This is a genomic window from Bacteroides sp. RTP21281st1_H5_RTP21281_210402 (assembly GCF_040918965.1).
In the GTDB taxonomy this organism is placed as follows: Bacteria; Bacteroidota; Bacteroidia; order Bacteroidales; family Bacteroidaceae; genus Bacteroides; species Bacteroides congonensis.
Map to the genome: position 1 here is coordinate 252696 of NZ_JBCOWR010000004.1, position 16772 is coordinate 269467.

General features: G+C 45.5%; 20 protein-coding genes. 15 read left to right on the forward strand and 5 right to left on the reverse strand.

All coding sequences use genetic code 11. From position 1 onward, the window contains the following. The first annotated feature begins 25 nt into the window (after positions 1-25). The 5 genes from AB5443_RS08155 to AB5443_RS08175 all read left to right on the forward strand — a co-directional run bounded on the left by AB5443_RS08155 (position 26) and on the right by AB5443_RS08175 (position 4543). Positions 26-940: a glycosyltransferase family 2 protein gene (locus tag AB5443_RS08155; RefSeq protein WP_277131313.1), complete on the forward strand. Its 915-nt coding sequence runs from the start codon at positions 26-28 to the stop codon at positions 938-940. A gap of 61 nt (positions 941-1001) precedes the next feature. After that, the gene (locus tag AB5443_RS08160) at positions 1002-2231 is read left to right on the forward strand and encodes a glycosyltransferase family 4 protein (RefSeq protein WP_044653403.1); all 1230 of its coding nucleotides are present in this window, start codon (positions 1002-1004) and stop codon (positions 2229-2231) included. Next, positions 2228-3166, forward strand: a complete 939-nt coding sequence (locus AB5443_RS08165; RefSeq protein ID WP_277131310.1) for an NAD-dependent epimerase/dehydratase family protein — start codon at positions 2228-2230, stop codon at positions 3164-3166. Before AB5443_RS08160 ends, AB5443_RS08165 begins: the two co-directional genes overlap by 4 nt. Positions 3167-3168: 2 nt before the next feature. After that, positions 3169-4158 carry a glycosyltransferase family 4 protein gene (locus tag AB5443_RS08170; protein WP_368114170.1) on the forward strand — a complete coding sequence of 330 codons (990 nt, stop codon included), beginning with the start codon at positions 3169-3171 and terminating at the stop codon, positions 4156-4158. Beyond that, positions 4148-4543: a WbuC family cupin fold metalloprotein gene (locus AB5443_RS08175; RefSeq protein ID WP_167967261.1), complete on the forward strand. Its 396-nt coding sequence runs from the start codon at positions 4148-4150 to the stop codon at positions 4541-4543. The genes AB5443_RS08170 and AB5443_RS08175 overlap by 11 nt, the downstream gene beginning before the upstream one ends. A 75-nt stretch (positions 4544-4618) precedes the next feature. Here the strand turns inward: AB5443_RS08175 and AB5443_RS08180 are convergent, their stop codons facing one another. The 3 genes from AB5443_RS08180 to AB5443_RS08190 all read right to left on the reverse strand — a co-directional run bounded on the left by AB5443_RS08180 (position 4619) and on the right by AB5443_RS08190 (position 5741). Beyond that, positions 4619-5032, reverse strand: a complete 414-nt coding sequence (locus AB5443_RS08180; protein WP_022136902.1) for an N-acetylmuramoyl-L-alanine amidase — start codon at positions 5030-5032, stop codon at positions 4619-4621. A 4-nt stretch (positions 5033-5036) separates the two neighbouring features. Further along, positions 5037-5144, reverse strand: a complete 108-nt coding sequence (locus AB5443_RS08185; RefSeq protein WP_022136901.1) for a smalltalk protein — start codon at positions 5142-5144, stop codon at positions 5037-5039. Between the two features lie 99 nt (positions 5145-5243). Further along, positions 5244-5741, reverse strand: a complete 498-nt coding sequence (locus AB5443_RS08190; protein WP_195663282.1) for a DNA-binding protein — start codon at positions 5739-5741, stop codon at positions 5244-5246. A gap of 220 nt (positions 5742-5961) precedes the next feature. Here AB5443_RS08190 and AB5443_RS08195 point away from each other — a divergent pair, with 220 nt between their 5' ends. After that, complete coding sequence (locus tag AB5443_RS08195; protein ID WP_044653407.1) at positions 5962-6180, forward strand: DUF4248 domain-containing protein; 219 nt, start codon at positions 5962-5964, stop codon at positions 6178-6180. 147 nt (positions 6181-6327) lie between these two features. Here the strand turns inward: AB5443_RS08195 and AB5443_RS08200 are convergent, their stop codons facing one another. Next, complete coding sequence (locus AB5443_RS08200; RefSeq protein ID WP_368114169.1) at positions 6328-8163, reverse strand: DUF3987 domain-containing protein; 1836 nt, start codon at positions 8161-8163, stop codon at positions 6328-6330. A 74-nt stretch (positions 8164-8237) separates the two neighbouring features. After that, the gene (locus AB5443_RS08205) at positions 8238-8864 is read right to left on the reverse strand and encodes a BT4734/BF3469 family protein (RefSeq protein WP_303004704.1); all 627 of its coding nucleotides are present in this window, start codon (positions 8862-8864) and stop codon (positions 8238-8240) included. Between the two features lie 166 nt (positions 8865-9030). Between AB5443_RS08205 and AB5443_RS08210 the strand changes: the two genes are divergently transcribed. The 9 genes from AB5443_RS08210 (at position 9031) to galE (ending at position 16453) form a co-directional block, all read left to right on the forward strand. Beyond that, positions 9031-9183, forward strand: coding sequence for a hypothetical protein (locus tag AB5443_RS08210; RefSeq protein ID WP_168355346.1), 153 nt, complete (start codon positions 9031-9033; stop codon positions 9181-9183). Between the two features lie 349 nt (positions 9184-9532). Then, a complete protein-coding gene (locus AB5443_RS08215; RefSeq protein WP_175629154.1) occupies positions 9533-9955 on the forward strand; it encodes a SoxR reducing system RseC family protein in 423 nt (140 codons plus the stop codon). A gap of 7 nt (positions 9956-9962) precedes the next feature. After that, positions 9963-10880 (forward strand): Fe-S cluster domain-containing protein, encoded by a 918-nt coding sequence (locus AB5443_RS08220; RefSeq protein WP_307995795.1) that lies wholly within the window; start codon positions 9963-9965, stop codon positions 10878-10880. Between the two features lie 25 nt (positions 10881-10905). Then, positions 10906-12243, forward strand: a complete 1338-nt coding sequence (gene rsxC, locus AB5443_RS08225; protein ID WP_044653412.1) for an electron transport complex subunit RsxC — start codon at positions 10906-10908, stop codon at positions 12241-12243. Positions 12244-12248: 5 nt separating this feature from the next. Continuing rightward, the gene (locus AB5443_RS08230) at positions 12249-13241 is read left to right on the forward strand and encodes an RnfABCDGE type electron transport complex subunit D (protein ID WP_044653413.1); all 993 of its coding nucleotides are present in this window, start codon (positions 12249-12251) and stop codon (positions 13239-13241) included. Continuing rightward, positions 13238-13981: an RnfABCDGE type electron transport complex subunit G gene (locus AB5443_RS08235; protein WP_195663232.1), complete on the forward strand. Its 744-nt coding sequence runs from the start codon at positions 13238-13240 to the stop codon at positions 13979-13981. The genes AB5443_RS08230 and AB5443_RS08235 overlap by 4 nt, the downstream gene beginning before the upstream one ends. 14 nt (positions 13982-13995) lie before the next feature. Continuing rightward, entirely contained in the window at positions 13996-14580 is a 585-nt protein-coding gene (rsxE, locus tag AB5443_RS08240) for an electron transport complex subunit RsxE (RefSeq protein ID WP_004295586.1), read from the forward strand. Positions 14581-14602: 22 nt separating this feature from the next. Continuing rightward, complete coding sequence (gene rsxA, locus AB5443_RS08245; RefSeq protein WP_004303570.1) at positions 14603-15175, forward strand: electron transport complex subunit RsxA; 573 nt, start codon at positions 14603-14605, stop codon at positions 15173-15175. Positions 15176-15418: 243 nt separating this feature from the next. Further along, positions 15419-16453: a UDP-glucose 4-epimerase GalE gene (gene galE, locus AB5443_RS08250; protein ID WP_022136693.1), complete on the forward strand. Its 1035-nt coding sequence runs from the start codon at positions 15419-15421 to the stop codon at positions 16451-16453. Positions 16454-16772: the final 319 nt, after the last annotated feature.

Consider the following 16772-nt stretch of genomic DNA (forward strand, 5'->3'; position numbering starts at 1 on the left):
ATAAATAGACTATAAACTATATAAAATGTTAGATATTACAGCCATAGTTCTTACATTTAATGAAGAACTTCATATTAAGCGTTGTATCGAGAGTTTAAGCGATATTGTTAAGCAAATTTGTATAATAGACTGCTTCTCAACAGACAGAACGATAGAAATAGCTTCGCATTATCAAAATGTACAAGTGTTACAACATAAATGGGAAAATAGTTATTCAAAACAGTTTAATTGGGGACTTGATAATGCTCCTATAAAAAGTAAATGGGTGTTGCGTATGGATGCTGATGAGTATTTGACTGATGAACTCAAAGCTGAAATGATGACGAAAATTCCTAGTTTGCCTGATGATGTGACAGCATGTTCTATAGTGCTTCGTCATGTGTTTATGGGGCGTATTTTGCGTAGAGGAATGCCTGTGTATAGGCAGATGAGATTGTTCGTATATGGTGCAGCTGAATGTGAAGCAAGGCTTATGGATGAACATATCCAATTGACTCGAGGCAGAATGATTGAACTTAATGGTGAATTTGCAGATGATAATCTTAATAATTTATCATGGTGGGCACACAAGCATGTCAACTATGCTATTCGTGAAGCGGTGGATTTATTGGATATAGAATACGACTTGACAGGAGCAGCAAGACTGGAAAAGCAGTTGACAACAGATGCATTGATTAAACGTAAACGTAAACATAGCTATGCCAAGAAACCTTTATTTTGGCGTTCATTTGCTTATTTCCTTTATCGCTATATCTTTCGTTTTGGCTTTTTGGACGGTAAAGAAGGATTTATTTGGCACTTTATGCAGGCTTGGTGGTATCGTGCATTATGTGATGCCAAAGTGTATGAGATAAAGAAAGTTTGTGGTGATGATAAGGAAAAAATGATTGATTTACTTAAGGAACAATACAATATAGATTTGAAGTCTGTTATTGAATAACTCCCTTTGATTTATTGATAATGATTCTTGTCTGAAATAGTTGAAAAAGAAAATTGTATAAATGAGCAAGAAAGTCTTAATTCACAGTCTTATCTTCAGCCCCGATGGCGTTTCCACTGCATATCTCTATAACGATATCGCGCTTAGATTTCAAAAGGAAGGTTACGAAGTGGTAGTACTTTCCACAACGCCGCACTTTAATGTAGTAAAGGAACAATTGGCAAAGCAACCGCTAAAATGGAAAATTCACGGAATTTATAAGGAAAGTAATTTTCATGGCATAAAAGTGATACATGTGCCACAGAAGAAGTTCAAGAGCACTGCATTACGCATTCTTGGTTTTGTTTATTGGCATATCATTTCGTTTATCCTTGGTTTGTGCATACGCAATGTTAGTGTAATAGTGTCGCCCTCGCCACCTCTCAGCATAGGAATGCTCAATCTCATCCTCGGTAAACTAAAAGGCTGCAAAGTTATATATAATGTACAGGAAATTTATCCCGATATCCTAAAAAAGAAAACAGGACCGATAATTGCTTGTTTAAAGAAAGTCGAACGTTGCATTTACAACAAGTCTGCTGCGATCACTACCATTGACGATGTTTTCTATAATACGATTGTGGGTCGTTTTGAAGATCCGGGCAAGTTGCACATCATTCCCAACTTCGTAGATACTGACCTCTATAACCCGACTAATGTAGAACCTCTTGATGAGAAAATCTTTCCTAAAACCGATTCTTTGAGGTTGCTTTATGCCGGGAATATAGGACATGCGCAAGACTGGCGTCCGCTAGTGGCATTAGTCGAAAAAACAAAGGATTTGAATGTGGAGTACTTTGTGATAGGTATGGGGGTGCAGCGATCATATTTGGAAGAGCAGAAAATAGAGAAGGGATTGGACAAGTTACATGTACTCGATTATCAACCTCGCCATCTGATGCCAAGTATATTGGCATACAGTGACGTGCAGTTCATCTTTATGGCACCCGAGATGGAGATGATGGGATTCCCGTCTAAGGTTTATACCATTATGGCGTGTGAGAGACCGTTGCTTATATGTTCCGGCGACAAAACACCTATCGTAAATTTCACTAAGGATCATAACTGTGCAAAACTCATAACTGAGAAGGATTTTGATAAGAAGGTAGATGAGATGGCGCAATGGCTGGCATCGGTGTCGCGTGAAGAGCTTCAGAAAATGGGGCGTAACGGATATAATGTGATACAGCGCTATTACACAAAAGAAAAGGTAACAAAACAATATGTTGATTTGGTAAATAAAATAATATGAAGATACTTATAACCGGAATCCACGGCTTTGTCGGAAGTAATATTGTAAAAGCCATGGGACGGAATCATGAGATTTATGGCCTTGATATTGTTGCTCCGGAAAAAGAGGGTGTAGTCAAGACCTTTTCCTGGAATGACCTTGATGAGAATAAGATTCCACAAATAGATGCTGTTATCCATCTTGCCGGCAAAGCACACGATTTGAAGAAAACATCGGGGCCGGAGATTTATTTCAAGATTAATACTGGATTGACACAGAAAATCTATGACTGGTTCCTTCAGTCATCGGCCGGAAAGTTTATCTTCTTCTCGTCTGTAAAGGCTGCTGCCGATTTTGTTCCGGGCGACATTCTGACTGAGGATATTGTTCCTAATCCTGTGGGGCCTTACGGTGAGTCCAAGATTAAGGCTGAAGAGTATATCTTGTCTCATCCTGCAACCGGTAAGCAAGTGTATATCCTGCGTCCCTGCATGATACACGGTCCCGGTAACAAAGGAAATCTCAATCTGCTTTATGGTGTGGTGAAAAAAGGGATACCCTGGTCGTTGGGGGCATTTGAGAACCGGCGCTGTTTTACTTCCATTGGCAATCTTTGCTTTGCCATCGAGGGTTTGCTTACCAAAGATGTCGCTTCGGGTATCTACAATATGGGAGATGATGAGTCTTTGTCTACGAACGAGCTTATTGCAGTCATTTGCAATGCGCTGGGCAAGAGGGCACGCATCTGGCATCTGCCCAAGGGATTGATGAACGGCATGGCAAAAGTGGGAGACGTTTTGCACCTGCCGCTGAACTCGGAGCGTTTGACGAAACTTACCGAAAACTATGTGGTGAGCAATGCCAAAATAAAAAAGGCGTTGGGGATAGATAAAATGCCCATACGTGCCGAGGAAGGGCTTGCGCAAACCATTAAATCATTTGCAAATACAAAATAAGTATGGTCGTATATCTGTTGATAGCAGTATTATTGCTTGTTCTTGAATTAGTATATTTCAAGATTGCTGATAAGTGTAACATTATAGATAAACCCAATTTGCGTTCATCGCACAGTTCTATAGTGTTGCGTGGCGGTGGTATTATTTTCTTGTTTGGAGCCTGGCTTTATGCCGCCTTTTATGGTTTCACATGTCCGTGGTTCCTGTTGGGGATCACCATGTTGGGTGGCATCAGTTTTGCCGATGATATTCATTCGGTACCCAATAAATTTCGACTGATTGTACATTTCGCCGCTATGACGCTCATGTTCTATCAGTGGGGCATTTTACTGCCTGAGTATTGGTGGGTGGTTATCATTGCACTTATAGTATGTACAGGTATTATCAATGCGTATAACTTCATGGACGGCATAAATGGTATCACCGGTGGCTATTCATTGGCGGTATTGATTCCCTTGTTGCTCTTGAATATGCAGGAGGAATACACCGATAATAATTTCATTATTGTGACTTTGTTGAGTGTATTGGTGTTCTGCCTGTTCAACTTCCGCACCAGGGCAAAATGCTTTGCCGGTGATGTGGGTAGTGTCTCCATTGCATTTATTCTGCTCTATTTCCTGGGCTCTTATATTTTACAGAGCGGAAACTATTGGGCTATAGTGCTGTTGATGGTATATGGTGTGGACAGTGTGCTTACTATCTGTCACCGCATCATGCTACACGAGAATATAGGTCAACCCCATCGCAAACATGCTTATCAACTGATGGCTAATGAGCTGCATATTAAGCATGTGACAGTGTCTACCATCTACATGGCTTTGCAGTTGGTAATTTCTTTGGGGGCCATCTATCTGCCGGTAAACAAGTATCTGTATCTTGTAGTGGTATTGGCATTGCTGTGTGTAGCCTATATATTGTTCAAAAAGAAGTATTATCATTTGCACGAAGAGTATCTGCGTGCTAAAGCTAACGAAAGGAATGATGGAAATTAATGACCAATTGCTTGATGAGTTGCTGTCTCAAGCTGAAACCAATGAGAGACGTCGTGTCAATCTGGATTTGCGTAATGGCGATGGAGACACTTCACAACGTATGCTCAATGCCTTGCAACCGGGAACGCATGTTCCCATTCATCGTCACACAACGACTAGTGAAACCGTAATTCTGCTTAGAGGTCATGTCACCGAACTTTTCTATAACGAAAAAGGAGTTGAATGCGGTCGTTATGATTTGAATCCCGTGAAAGGTGTTTATGGTGTTCAAGTCCCCGTTGGAATGTGGCACACTCTTATTGTACATGAACCTTCTGTTATCATAGAAATGAAAGATGGTGCTTATGTGCCCATTACCATGGATGATATTTGGCAGTACGAATAAATTCAGGGTTATTATAGAAAATATAAGACGAATGGCTGACAATAATTTCTTCTGTCAGCCATTCGTCTTTTTAATTTATACCTGCAAATACTCTTTTACCGCATCAAAGCACGGGCATCCCTTCATCGGATTCAAATCACGATGCCCCACAATCAACGCTTTCGGAAACTGTCTCCGCAACTCCCTCAACAAAGCAAGCAACGAGCCCTTTTGCTCTAAGGTACGAGTATCCTTCGGCTTTCCTTCCGCATCCAGCCCGCCTTCGTAGCAAATACCTACCGAATGTGCGTTATGGTTCCGGCAGTGTGCCCCAACCTTTTCAAGCGACCGTCCCCGATAAATCTCTCCGTCACGTGTGATATAGAAATGATAACCGATGTCACGAAATCCCCGGTGGTGGATATGGTCTGAACGACAGGCTTCCGCCGAGAGGGATTTCCCCTCCGGCGTAGCACTGCAATGAATGATAATTAGCGTAATAGTCCTCATTAGCCTACATACAGCTTTGCACTCCGAACACACCGCCGATGGCGGTGGCTACAGTGATGATAATTTTGAGAACCAGGCTCCATACGGAGCGGCGTGATGATGAATTGCTCATAAGTCGATTTTTTTAAGATTAAATAATTTAATATTAGCGAGCCCTTCGAAAAAAGAAGGGCTCACAGAAAATAGGAGAGACAGGAGATAGGGACAAGGGTTAAGCTGCCGGATCCGGAGTCTCTCCACCATCATCCGGGTTCGGTTCAGGCGTATTGCCGGAATCCGAACCGGAACCGCCGCCACCGGAAGTGGTAGGTTTCTGATACTCCGCCTGCTGTCTCAGTTGGCTGTCGAGCTTCAGGTTGGTCGTTGACAGATTGCCGGTGGCACGTGCCTTGAGTCTCATACCGGTGATATTCTTCTCTAGCGAGAACTCTTCTAACGTTTCAGCAGCCTTGCTGCGGATACCTACACCGAAAATGGCAAGGTCGTCAATTTTCACACATTTGCCGTCGAGCAGCAACTCCTTGATGCAGTCCACCATATCGGTGAGCACACCCTTGATGACACCGCCGGAATACGGTGAATTGTGCTTCGACATATGTTCGGCAAGCTTGCCCAAATCATACGTCTCATCGCTTACCGCACGGGCGAACCACTTTCCCGCATTCAAGCCTTTCTTCTGCTGGTTCTGATAAATTTTGTAACGAATCATAAAACAATAAATTAAAGGGTTATACATGGTGTCTCCGGGATTCTTTCCCCTTTCGACGATACAAAGATACAACCTCGGACTACCCGAAAATCGGTTGTGTACCGTTATGCTCATACCTTGTCGGTTATATGCAATTAGGGTCGGTTATTCAATGGGAAATCGTTGGTTATGTGGAAATATTTTGTTACTTTTGTGACAGTAAATCAGAAACTTATCCATCATGAAAGAATTCAGAATACGTGCGTATGGACGCATGGAGCTGGCGCAACTCTATTCTCCCGAACTTACCGATATTGCCGCTTACCGGAAAATGAAGAAATGGATCCTACGGTGTCCCGGACTTTTACAACGCTTGTATGATTTGGGTTATCAACCGGAACATCGTTCTTTCACACCGTTGGAGGTGAGGGTGATTGTGGATGCGTTGGGCGAGCCTTAGGAGAGCAGCGTTTTACAACTGCTAAAGCGGCGCTTTAGAGGACGTAAAGCTAAGCTTTAGCACTCGTAAAGCGCCGCTTTGGTATAGACCAATCGCTACGTTGTTAATAACGGGCAGGTACAGCAGGTACACTTTTCCGGGGCTCCCTTACACACGCACACGTGCGTGCGCGTAAGTTCCTTTTCCGTCTATACTGATAAACACTCCGCTTTTGGTCAATCGTTTCAACCAGGTGAGGGCAGTGTTTTCTTTGATTCCCATGGCAGCTGCCTGTTCCAACAACTGTGCGCGGGTAAATTCTTCACCCAACTGTTCGAAGAGGAAATCCCGGTCGGCATTAGAACGGTGACTGATTTCTACGGCAGGAAGGAAAGACAGGATATGCGTGGCATGACAGTAGAGAGGTTCAGCAAGTGCAAGCACAGCTTTAAAGTCCTCGGGAGTAATAGTTACGTCCCAACGGGTAATAATACCGTCATTGATGTTGTCAGTAGGAATCTCCTTGTCGGGAGTAAAGCTGGAAGCAGGGGATACCTTGAACTGATAAGACTGCGGACTTTCGAGAGCACGCAATACAGCTACTTCCGCCATGATACGACACAGATTGACAGCCAGGCGGGCTACGAAACTGTACATCTCCCTGCCATTAGCTATGCTCGAACGGGAGAACAGGTGGGAGAAGAGTGCGTCGAATTCTTCTTTCTGTCCAACCGTGAGCTGGAGTGTGTGAATTCCATGTGCTTTTATCATATCCAGTTTCCCTTTCCATTCCAATCCCATAGCGGTAAATACCTCTTCCAAATTTATCTTGTCCTCTGTAAACTGGCTCACCCATTTCCAGATGCCGTGCAGGTAGTAGAACAGTTGACGGGAGAAAGCACCGTCTTCTGTCGTCGGAATAAAAGTTTTGACTTGTGAGGGTGTTCCGGAAATCAGGACGGAAAGAAAGCTCTTTTTTACTTCCCGGTATTCCTGGTCCGTACGGCGGTTGTAAGACAAGCGGTCGTGGTCGAACGCTTTGCGGAGCGTGTCGCTCCAGTGCCCGTAATCCGAGCCTATGGCAGTGGAAAGGGTATCCGCTTCGGCTTCACAGATAAGTCCTGTTCCTTCGGAATCCATGATATTTTGCAGGATACCCGTGCCGGTATTATTACCGGAAATGAGAAACATCCTGTTGGCAGGAATTTGCGGAGCTTCCACTTTAGAACGCTCTTTGCCCATTGCTTCATAAGCCGCTTTCTCTCTCTTATATGCTTTCATCTGTACGGCCACTTCTGTACGAATCTGGTCGTGGATAGGTTCTACGAGCAACCGGATATAGGAAAGGATGCTTTTGCCGGAAGCGGAAGGAGCGATGACGAAACATTGCATACAGGGATACTGGTATTTACCGCCATAAGAACAACGCACATACCGTTCCATGGAAGAACCTAAGGCTGTCAATGCTCCTAATAGCATGATGTCATGTTGGGCCGCAGTGTTTCCATAGCTTATGATACGTTGCAGAAACTCCGGCCAGTCAGCTTCGGGGAAGGTAGGTAGCGGATGCTGCGGTTCACTGCCCGGCAATAGTTCTTCTTCTCCGTTTCCGCAAGTTTCGTCATTTCTTACCTTATTACGCGCGCACGTGTGTGTGAGAAAATTGCGGGGTGTACCTGCTGTACCTTTTGTACCCGCCGGGCTGTTCATAACTTCGTCTTTGCGGATGGTGACTCCTGCTGTTTCGGCGAGGTGGAACACTGTGCCCAGATGTATGTCGCCATGTTTCGTGGTGAGTGCGTTGGAGAATACCCTGTCGGCTTGTTCACGCTGATATTTGGCGGACATGCGGCAGAGACGGTGAAAATAGTCGCGCCCGGCTTCGCCGCAATCTGTGGCGATGGCAAATGCCAGTTGTACGTACTCAATGTAAGTCGGGGCGATATCCGCTCCTGCCGTTTCGACTGTCTCGGTGAGGCGGCGTAGTGATTCAATGTCGTTCATTTTTCCTGGATTGGGAATTATACAATTGAGAAATATAAATTCGTATATGGTCAGGCAATGACTTATAAGTCATATCAGATGTTTCTGAATAAGGCTTCGGGGTCGTGGCTCAGGAAGCAGGCTCTTACCAGGTCTTTCCCTGAACCGTCTACGCCTTTGGCAGTTGCACGGGCGGTGATGTCCGTTGCCGGGGCGTAGGCCATTTCGACATATTGCATGGCTCTGTGGATGCTTTCTGTGACATTCCGTATCTCGTCTGCCGGAAATGGCGTGCCGGTCGGGACGAATGCTTTCACGCCCCGGCCGCTGGGGCTGATATACGTAAGTATGGGGCGGAGGAAGGGATCGTCGAACAAGGTACGGCGCATTCCGGCGGCTTCTTCGTAGGAGTCGAGGTGGTCTACGTCTATCACTATCAGCCGTGAGGGGGATAGGAAGCACTTGCTGTTGCGACGGGTGAAGGTGCCGCAGGGAGTCACGTAAGGCAGGAGCGTTGCTTTTGCCGTCCGCATATCCGGGGTGTTGCGTACTTGTTCGGTCAGGAGCCTGAGGTCTTCGTTGCAGGTGATCATCTGGAAAACTTGCTCCGCGGAGATTTCGCAGAAGGGGAGAAGGGTGGCGGGGGTGACAATTCGTCCTTCTTCATTCCTGACGGGGGCGATGGGTGGCATGAAATAGGACATTCTGTAGTTGTTTGGCATATTGTTTTGCTGTAATGAGTTTAAATTTTTACCTTTGCGAAAAAAACACGAATGTGCTTTAAAACACGGTGTAAAATTAGCAAATACGAAATAAACATCATCCCGACATATGGGATGAAAGTTAAAATAATTAATCGTTATGGTGTGTTTTTAACAATAAATAAGAATGAAAAAAGAAAAAGCTTGTTATGAGAGTTTGGGCGCTTGTATTTCAGAGTTGCAAGGCCGTTTGGGTTTGAAGAATCCTGAAGTGTATAAGGCAATAGGTATCGGGCATTCTACCTACAATGATGTAAAAAAGGGCTGGATGGCAGATTGAGTCATTACGTAGAAGTTGTCGATTTCTTTTTTGACTCCTTTAGTGAGGAGGAAATCGAGGCGTATTTGGATAAATGGAAGTTGCTGTGTCTGGAGTACAGGAAGAGAAGAGAGGAGGAGCGGGGAGAACAGTGAAAAAACAGATAAAGTGAAAGAGTTGCAGGCGGGAAACTTTTTCCCGCCTGCCTTTTTTGTTGCAAACATATCAAATAGTAGTCATATCTTTTTCCGTGTGCGATAACGCAAACAGAAGAAATAACAATTTATTATGTAGAAAAAATATGGGGAATGCTTCGTAGTTCACAAATAATGATTAAATTTGCCGCGATTTGTAATGTTGAGTTTGCAAAATGACGAATAATACTATAAAGCATCTAGGTATTGTGGAAAACATACAGGGTTCTCATCTGTCGGTGAGGATCGTCCAGACATCGGCTTGTGCGGCTTGTAGCGCAAAGGGGCACTGTACCTCAGCGGATAGTAAGGACAAAATCATAGATATTATTGATACTGCGGCTTCCTGGCAAGTGGGGGACAAGGTGATGGTAGTCGGCGAAATGTCGATGGGCATGATGGCAGTGGTGTTGGCATTCGTTCTCCCTTTCGTACTTCTGATATTTTCCCTATTCCTTTTTATGGCGTTGATGGAGAATGAATTGTATGCGGCTCTTCTTTCTTTGGCTGTCCTCGTACCTTATTATTTCATTTTGTGGCTCAATAAAACGCGACTGAAACAAAAATTTTCATTTACTATAAAACCAATAAATAACTAAAAACATTATGAATTTGATTCTGATTGCAGTGATTTCATTGGGAGCGATAGCGCTCGTGCTGGCCGCTATTCTTTATGTGGCTTCCAAGAAATTTGCCGTGTATGAAGACCCGCGGATTGCCCAGGTGGGGGAAGTTTTGCCCCAGGCCAATTGTGGTGGATGTGGCTACCCCGGTTGTAGCGGATTTGCCGACGCTTGTGTCAAAGCCGGCTCACTGGATGGCAAGTTCTGTCCCGTAGGTGGACAACCTGTCATGGCACAAATTGCTGATATTCTCGGATTGGCGGCAGGTGAAGCCGAACCGATGGTAGCAGTAGTGAGATGTAACGGAACATGCGCCAACCGTCCGCGTACCAATCTGTACGATGGTGCGAAGAGTTGCGCTATCGCCGCTTCACTGTATGGTGGAGAAACCGGTTGCAGCTACGGCTGCCTGGGTTGTGGCGACTGTGTGGCTGCCTGCCAGTTCGATGCTATCCACATGAACCCCGAAACAGGGCTTCCGGAAGTGGACGAAGCAAAATGTACGGCTTGTGGTGCTTGTGTGAAGGCTTGTCCGAAAGCGATTATCGAGATTCGTCCACAGGGTAAGAAGTCGCGCCGTGTGTACATCTCTTGTGTGAATAAGGACAAGGGTGCCGTGGCACGCAAGGCTTGTACCGTTAGCTGTATCGGCTGTGGTAAGTGTGTGAAGACTTGTCCGTTCGAAGCTATCACGCTGGAGAACAACCTGGCTTACATCGATCCGAACAAGTGCAAATCTTGCCGCAAATGTGTGGAAGTTTGTCCGCAGAACACCATTACCGAGTTGAATTTCCCGCCGCGTAAACCGAAGACGGAAGAGGCTACGGCTGCTCCGAAACCGGCTGCAAAAGTGGAAACTCCTGCTGCAAAGGCTACAGAAGCTCCGAAAGTAACAGAATAAATAACAGAATAAAATACAGAATTGTATGTTAAAGACATTTTCAATTGGTGGAGTTCATCCACACGAAAATAAATTGTCGGCACATCAACCTATTATCACGGCGGAAGTTCCTGCAAAGGCAGTTATTCTGCTGGGGCAGCACATCGGTGCGCCTGCAAAACCGATTGTCGCGAAAGGTGATGTGGTAAAGGTGGGCACTAAGATTGCCGAACCTGCCGGCTTTGTTTCGGCAGCAATTCACTCTTCAGTCAGTGGCAAAGTGGCGAAGATTGATACGATAGTCGATGCCAGCGGTTATGCGAAACCTGCCATCTTCATTGACGTGGAAGGTGATGAATGGGAAGAAACAATCGACCGCAGCAAGACGCTGGTGAAGAAATGTGAACTTCCGGCGGAAGAAATCGTGAAGAAGATTGCCGATGCGGGAATCGTAGGTCTGGGCGGTGCTTGTTTCCCTACGCAGGTGAAACTGTGTCCTCCTCCTTCTTTCAAGGCTGAATGTGTCATTATCAACGCGGTAGAGTGCGAACCCTATCTGACTGCCGACCATCAGCTCATGCTGGAACATGCGGAAGAAATCATGGTAGGTGTCTCTATCCTGATGAAAGCCGTGAAAGTAAACAAGGCATTTATCGGAATCGAAAATAATAAGCCCGATGCTATCGAGCTGATGACAAAAATAGCTTCCAGTTATGCAGGTATCGAGGTTGTGCCTTTGAAGGTGCAATATCCGCAAGGAGGTGAAAAACAACTGATCGACGCGATTACCAAACGTCAGGTGGCCAGCGGCGCACTGCCTATCTCTACGGGAGCGGTAGTGCAGAACGTGGGTACGGCGTTTGCTGTTTATGAAGCTGTCCAGAAGAATAAACCGTTATTTGAACGTGTGATTACCGTGACGGGAAAGTCGGTTGCGAAACCTTCCAACTTCCTGGCTCGTATCGGTACGCCGATGAAGCAGTTGATTGACGCTTGCGGCGGTCTGCCGGAAGACACGGGGAAAGTAATCGGTGGCGGCCCGATGATGGGTAAGGCACTGGTGAACATCGAAGTTCCCACTGCGAAGGGCAGTTCCGGTATCCTGATTATGAATCAGAAGGAAGCCAAGCGTGGCGAGGAACAGACCTGTATCCGTTGCGCGAAGTGCGTGAGCGCTTGTCCGATGGGGCTGGAGCCGTACTTGCTCGGAGCTTTGTCCGAAAACGGGGATTTTGAATCAATGGAAAAAGAAAGAATCATGGATTGCATCGAGTGTGGCTCCTGCCAGTTCACTTGTCCCGCCAATCGTCCGTTGCTCGACTACTGTCGTCTGGGCAAAGGCAAGGTAGGAGCTATGATTCGCGCACGTCAAGCTAAAAAATAACGAATATGGAAAATAAATTAATCGTATCACTATCACCCCACGTTCATGGCGGAGACAGCGTGAAGAAGAATATGTACGGCGTGCTGATTGCACTGGTTCCGGCTTTTCTGGTGTCTCTCTATTTCTTCGGCCTGGGTGCTCTGATTGTTACAGCTACTTCCGTTGCGGCTTGTTTGTTCTTCGAATGGGCGATCGGGAAATATTTAATGAAGAAACCGACCACGACTATCTGCGACGGCTCTGCCGTTATCACAGGTGTGTTGCTGGCATTTAACTTACCTTCCAATCTGCCGATCTGGATTATCATTCTCGGTGCGTTGTTCGCTATCGGTGTGGGCAAGATGTCTTTCGGCGGACTGGGTTGCAATCCTTTCAACCCTGCGTTGGCAGGACGTGTGTTCCTGTTGCTCTCTTTCCCGGTGCAGATGACAAGTTGGCCGGTAGTCGGTCAGTTGACCGCTTATACGGACGCCACCACCGGAGCTACTCCGTTGGCGTTGATGAAGCAGGCGATTCATGGCGATACCTCTGCGCTGAGCCAGATACCGGATGCTTTGAACCTGTTGATCGGGCAGAATGGCGGATGTATCGGCGAGGTCAGTGCGTTGGCGTTGCTGATCGGACTGGTTTATATGCTGTGGAAGAAGATTATCACCTGGCATATTCCTGTATCTATCTTGGTGACTGTATTCGTATTTGCCGGCATCATGCATCTGGTGGATCCTGAGAAATACGTTTCTCCGCTGTTGCAGTTACTCTCCGGAGGTCTGATGTTGGGCGCTGTCTTTATGGCAACGGATTACGTGACTTCTCCGATGAGCAAAAAAGGAATGTTGATTTATGGTGTTTGTATCGGTCTGCTGACGGTGGTTATCCGTCTGTTCGGTGCCTATCCCGAAGGTATGTCGTTCGCCATCCTGATAATGAATGCGTTCACTCCGCTGATTAACACCTATTGTAAACCTAAACGCTTTGGGGAGGTAGCGAAGAAGAAATGAAAAAGTTACAATCATCTTTAAAGAATATGTTGCTGGTGCTTACGGGTGTGACTGCTGTCTCCGTAGCGTTGCTGGCTTATGTGAACGAACTGACCAAAGGCCCTATCGCCGAAGCGAACGCGAAGACGCTGAACGAGGCTTTGAAGAAGGTTCTTCCCGAATTTACCAATAATCCGGTAGTGGAAAGCGATACTATTTTCGGTGAGAAAGACGGAAAGAAGTTCGTTGACTTCATTGTCTATCCGGCAAAGAACGGCGAAGAGCTGGTCGGTACGGCTGTTGAAGCCAAATCTATGGGATTCGGCGGTGAGCTGAAAGTGCTGGTAGGCTTTAATGCTGAAGGTAAAATCTATAATTACTCCCTGCTGGCTCATGCGGAAACTCCGGGGCTGGGTTCGAAAGCTGACAAATGGTTCGGCGCTTATGACCCTGCCAAAGGTGAGCAGGCAGTGTCGCACGAAGAAAGTGCGAAGTCTATCCTGGGCATGAATCCGGGTGAAGCTCCGCTGACTGTCAGCAAGGACGGTGGACAGGTGGACGCCATCACAGCTTCTACAATCAGTTCACGCGCATTCCTGAATGCTGTGAATGCGGCTTACCAGGCTTATAAAGCAGAGGGTGGGGAAGTGAACGGTGTCACCGGTGCTTCTCAGAAGGCTGCCGGTGAAAATGCGGATGCAGACGCGGCTACGGGAGCTACGATTAAAGTTGAACTTACTGATTCTATCAGTGCTAAATAAGAAAGGAGACAAGTATGAATAACTTTAAAGTAATGATGAACGGGATTATCAAAGAGAATCCTACGTTTGTGCTCCTGCTTGGTATGTGTCCTACGTTGGGTACGACTTCATCGGCTATCAACGGTATGGGCATGGGACTGGCTACGATGTTCGTGCTGATCTGCTCGAACGTGGTGATCTCCCTGATTAAGAATCTGATTCCGGATATGGTGCGTATCCCTTCATTTATCGTGGTAATCGCGTCTTTCGTGACGTTGCTTCAGATGGTGATGCAGGCTTATGTGCCGGGACTGTATGCTACGCTCGGTCTTTTCATTCCATTGATTGTGGTGAACTGTATCGTGTTGGGACGTGCCGAGGCTTTCGCCGCAAAAAATAACGCGGTCGCTTCCATGTTCGACGGTATCGGCATGGGATTGGGCTTTACCATTGCCCTCACTCTGCTGGGTGCTGTCCGCGAGTTTCTGGGAACAGGCAAGATTTTCGACCTGACAATCATGCCGGAAGAATACGGAATGTTGGTATTTGTACTGGCTCCGGGTGCTTTCATCGCTTTGGGATACCTCATCGCGCTGATTAACAGTTTCAAGAAAGCCTAACTCAATTAAATAAGAAAAGAATATGGAATATATATTGATTTTTATTTCGGCAATCTTTGTAAACAACATCGTGTTGTCGCAGTTCCTGGGTATCTGTCCGTTCCTCGGCGTATCCAAGAAAGTGGAAACTGCGATGGGTATGAGCGCTGCGGTTGCTTTTGTGCTGACCATCGCTACCATCGTTACCTTCCTGATTCAGAAGTTTGTCCTTGATGTTTTCGGTTTGGGATACTTGCAGACGATTACTTTCATCCTGGTGATTGCCGGACTGGTGCAGATGGTGGAAATCATCCTGAAGAAGGTTTCTCCGGCTCTTTATCAGGCATTGGGCGTGTTTCTGCCGCTGATTACGACCAACTGTTGTATTCTTGGTGTGGCTATCCTGGTGATTCAGAAGGACTATGATTTGCTGACAGGAGTTGTGTATGCGTTCTCTACGGCTATCGGCTTCGGACTGGCACTGGTACTCTTTGCCGGACTGCGTGAGCAAATGAGCCTGGTGAAAGTTCCGAAAGGAATGCAAGGCACTCCGATTGCCCTGATTACCGCCGGTCTGCTTGCTATGGCATTCATGGGATTCTCAGGTGTGGTGTAAGACTTACAGTTGATAATTAAATATGGGATTGGAAACTCCGGCGTATGTCGACATACAGGCTGTGGGTTTCCAATTCTTTTTTTGTACCTGAATGCTGTTTTTTTATACCTGAATACCACCGAATCGTACCAAATCGTTTTTTTGATAAATAATTTCGTGACAATTTATTGCAAATCCATTTTATTTCCATAAATTTGTAGCTCAAACGACAAAAAGCCGAAAAACTAACCATTTATAAAGAATATGAAAGAAAGAATTTTAGTAACGGGCGGAACAGGATATATAGGTTCTCACACCGTAGTAGAACTACAGAACAGTGGATATGAAGTAATCATCATCGATAATTTATCAAATTCAAGTGCCGACGTTGTTGACAATATAGAGAAGGTATCCGGTATTCGTCCGGTTTTCGAGAAATTGGATTGTCTCGATTTGGAAGGTCTGGATGCTGTGTTTACTAAATATAAAGGAATTAAGGCTATCATTCACTTTGCAGCGAGCAAAGCAGTAGGAGAATCAGTGGAGAAACCGTTGCTTTATTATCGCAACAACCTCGTTTCTTTGATTAACCTTCTTGAACTGATGCCGAAACATGGAGTGGAAGGTATCGTGTTCTCTTCTTCTTGTACAGTATACGGTCAGCCGGATGAACTGCCGGTAACGGAAAAGGCTCCGATCAAGAAAGCGGAATCGCCTTATGGAAATACCAAACAAATTAATGAAGAGATTATTCGCGATACAGTAGCTTCCGGAGCTCCGATCAATGCTATCATGCTGCGTTATTTCAATCCGATTGGCGCGCATCCTACCGCATTGCTGGGTGAACTGCCGAATGGCGTTCCTCAAAACCTGATTCCTTATCTGACTCAGACTGCTATGGGTATCCGTGAGAAACTCAGCGTGTTTGGTGATGATTATGATACGCCTGACGGCTCTTGTATCCGTGACTTTATCAACGTTGTTGACTTGGCTAAAGCACACGTAATCGCTATCCGTCGTATCCTGGAAAAGGGACAGAAAGAAAAAGTGGAAGTATTCAATATCGGTACGGGACGTGGTGTTTCCGTTTTGGAATTAATCAATGGCTTTGAAAAAGCTACCGGTGTGAAATTGAATTACCAGATAGTCGGACGCCGTGCAGGTGATATCGAAAAGGTTTGGGCAAACCCTGATTTTGCAAATAATGAACTGGGTTGGAAAGCCGTAGAAACTTTGGAAGATACTTTACGTTCTGCATGGAACTGGCAACTGAAGCTCCGTGAGAGAGGTATTCAGTAAAAGAGATAAATGTTTTAATTAACATAAAAGTTTAAACAAACCGTGCATGCGGTTTGTTTAATAATTGCAAATCGACCTGAAGCTGGTTGTGAGTATGTGAATATACATAAGCAGTACTTATACCTCCCGGTATAGACAGGTGATTGCATAGTAGTTTTGTCGTGTTTTATTTTGTGTTTGTGTTGTGACGGTACTACGACGTGAGTCGTGGTACCGTTTTTTGTTCAGATTTTACTTGTGTTTTGAATTATAAAACATTTATGCCTTATTCTTTTATGATTCAAAACTATTTTGTATTTTTGTATCAAATGAATAAGAA

Excerpts from the sequence above, each read along its gene's own strand:
- AB5443_RS08180 (WP_022136902.1), bottom strand. The coding sequence starts at position 5,032 with ATGAGGACTATTACGCTAATTATCATTCATTGCAGTGCTACGCCGGAG.
- rsxA (WP_004303570.1), top strand. The coding sequence starts at position 14,603 with ATGGAATATATATTGATTTTTATTTCGGCAATCTTTGTAAACAACATC.
- AB5443_RS08195 (WP_044653407.1), top strand. The coding sequence starts at position 5,962 with ATGAAAGAATTCAGAATACGTGCGTATGGACGCATGGAGCTGGCGCAA.
- AB5443_RS08205 (WP_303004704.1), bottom strand. The coding sequence starts at position 8,864 with ATGCCAAACAACTACAGAATGTCCTATTTCATGCCACCCATCGCCCCC.
- AB5443_RS08175 (WP_167967261.1), top strand. The coding sequence starts at position 4,148 with ATGGAAATTAATGACCAATTGCTTGATGAGTTGCTGTCTCAAGCTGAA.
- AB5443_RS08155 (WP_277131313.1), top strand. The coding sequence starts at position 26 with ATGTTAGATATTACAGCCATAGTTCTTACATTTAATGAAGAACTTCAT.
- AB5443_RS08210 (WP_168355346.1), top strand. The coding sequence starts at position 9,031 with ATGAAAAAAGAAAAAGCTTGTTATGAGAGTTTGGGCGCTTGTATTTCA.
- rsxC (WP_044653412.1), top strand. The coding sequence starts at position 10,906 with ATGTTAAAGACATTTTCAATTGGTGGAGTTCATCCACACGAAAATAAA.
- rsxE (WP_004295586.1), top strand. The coding sequence starts at position 13,996 with ATGAATAACTTTAAAGTAATGATGAACGGGATTATCAAAGAGAATCCT.
- AB5443_RS08235 (WP_195663232.1), top strand. The coding sequence starts at position 13,238 with ATGAAAAAGTTACAATCATCTTTAAAGAATATGTTGCTGGTGCTTACG.
- AB5443_RS08170 (WP_368114170.1), top strand. The coding sequence starts at position 3,169 with ATGGTCGTATATCTGTTGATAGCAGTATTATTGCTTGTTCTTGAATTA.
- AB5443_RS08200 (WP_368114169.1), bottom strand. The coding sequence starts at position 8,163 with ATGAACGACATTGAATCACTACGCCGCCTCACCGAGACAGTCGAAACG.
- galE (WP_022136693.1), top strand. The coding sequence starts at position 15,419 with ATGAAAGAAAGAATTTTAGTAACGGGCGGAACAGGATATATAGGTTCT.
- AB5443_RS08185 (WP_022136901.1), bottom strand. The coding sequence starts at position 5,144 with ATGAGCAATTCATCATCACGCCGCTCCGTATGGAGCCTGGTTCTCAAA.
- AB5443_RS08190 (WP_195663282.1), bottom strand. The coding sequence starts at position 5,741 with ATGATTCGTTACAAAATTTATCAGAACCAGCAGAAGAAAGGCTTGAAT.
- AB5443_RS08220 (WP_307995795.1), top strand. The coding sequence starts at position 9,963 with ATGAATTTGATTCTGATTGCAGTGATTTCATTGGGAGCGATAGCGCTC.
- AB5443_RS08160 (WP_044653403.1), top strand. The coding sequence starts at position 1,002 with ATGAGCAAGAAAGTCTTAATTCACAGTCTTATCTTCAGCCCCGATGGC.
- AB5443_RS08230 (WP_044653413.1), top strand. The coding sequence starts at position 12,249 with ATGGAAAATAAATTAATCGTATCACTATCACCCCACGTTCATGGCGGA.
- AB5443_RS08165 (WP_277131310.1), top strand. The coding sequence starts at position 2,228 with ATGAAGATACTTATAACCGGAATCCACGGCTTTGTCGGAAGTAATATT.
- AB5443_RS08215 (WP_175629154.1), top strand. The coding sequence starts at position 9,533 with ATGACGAATAATACTATAAAGCATCTAGGTATTGTGGAAAACATACAG.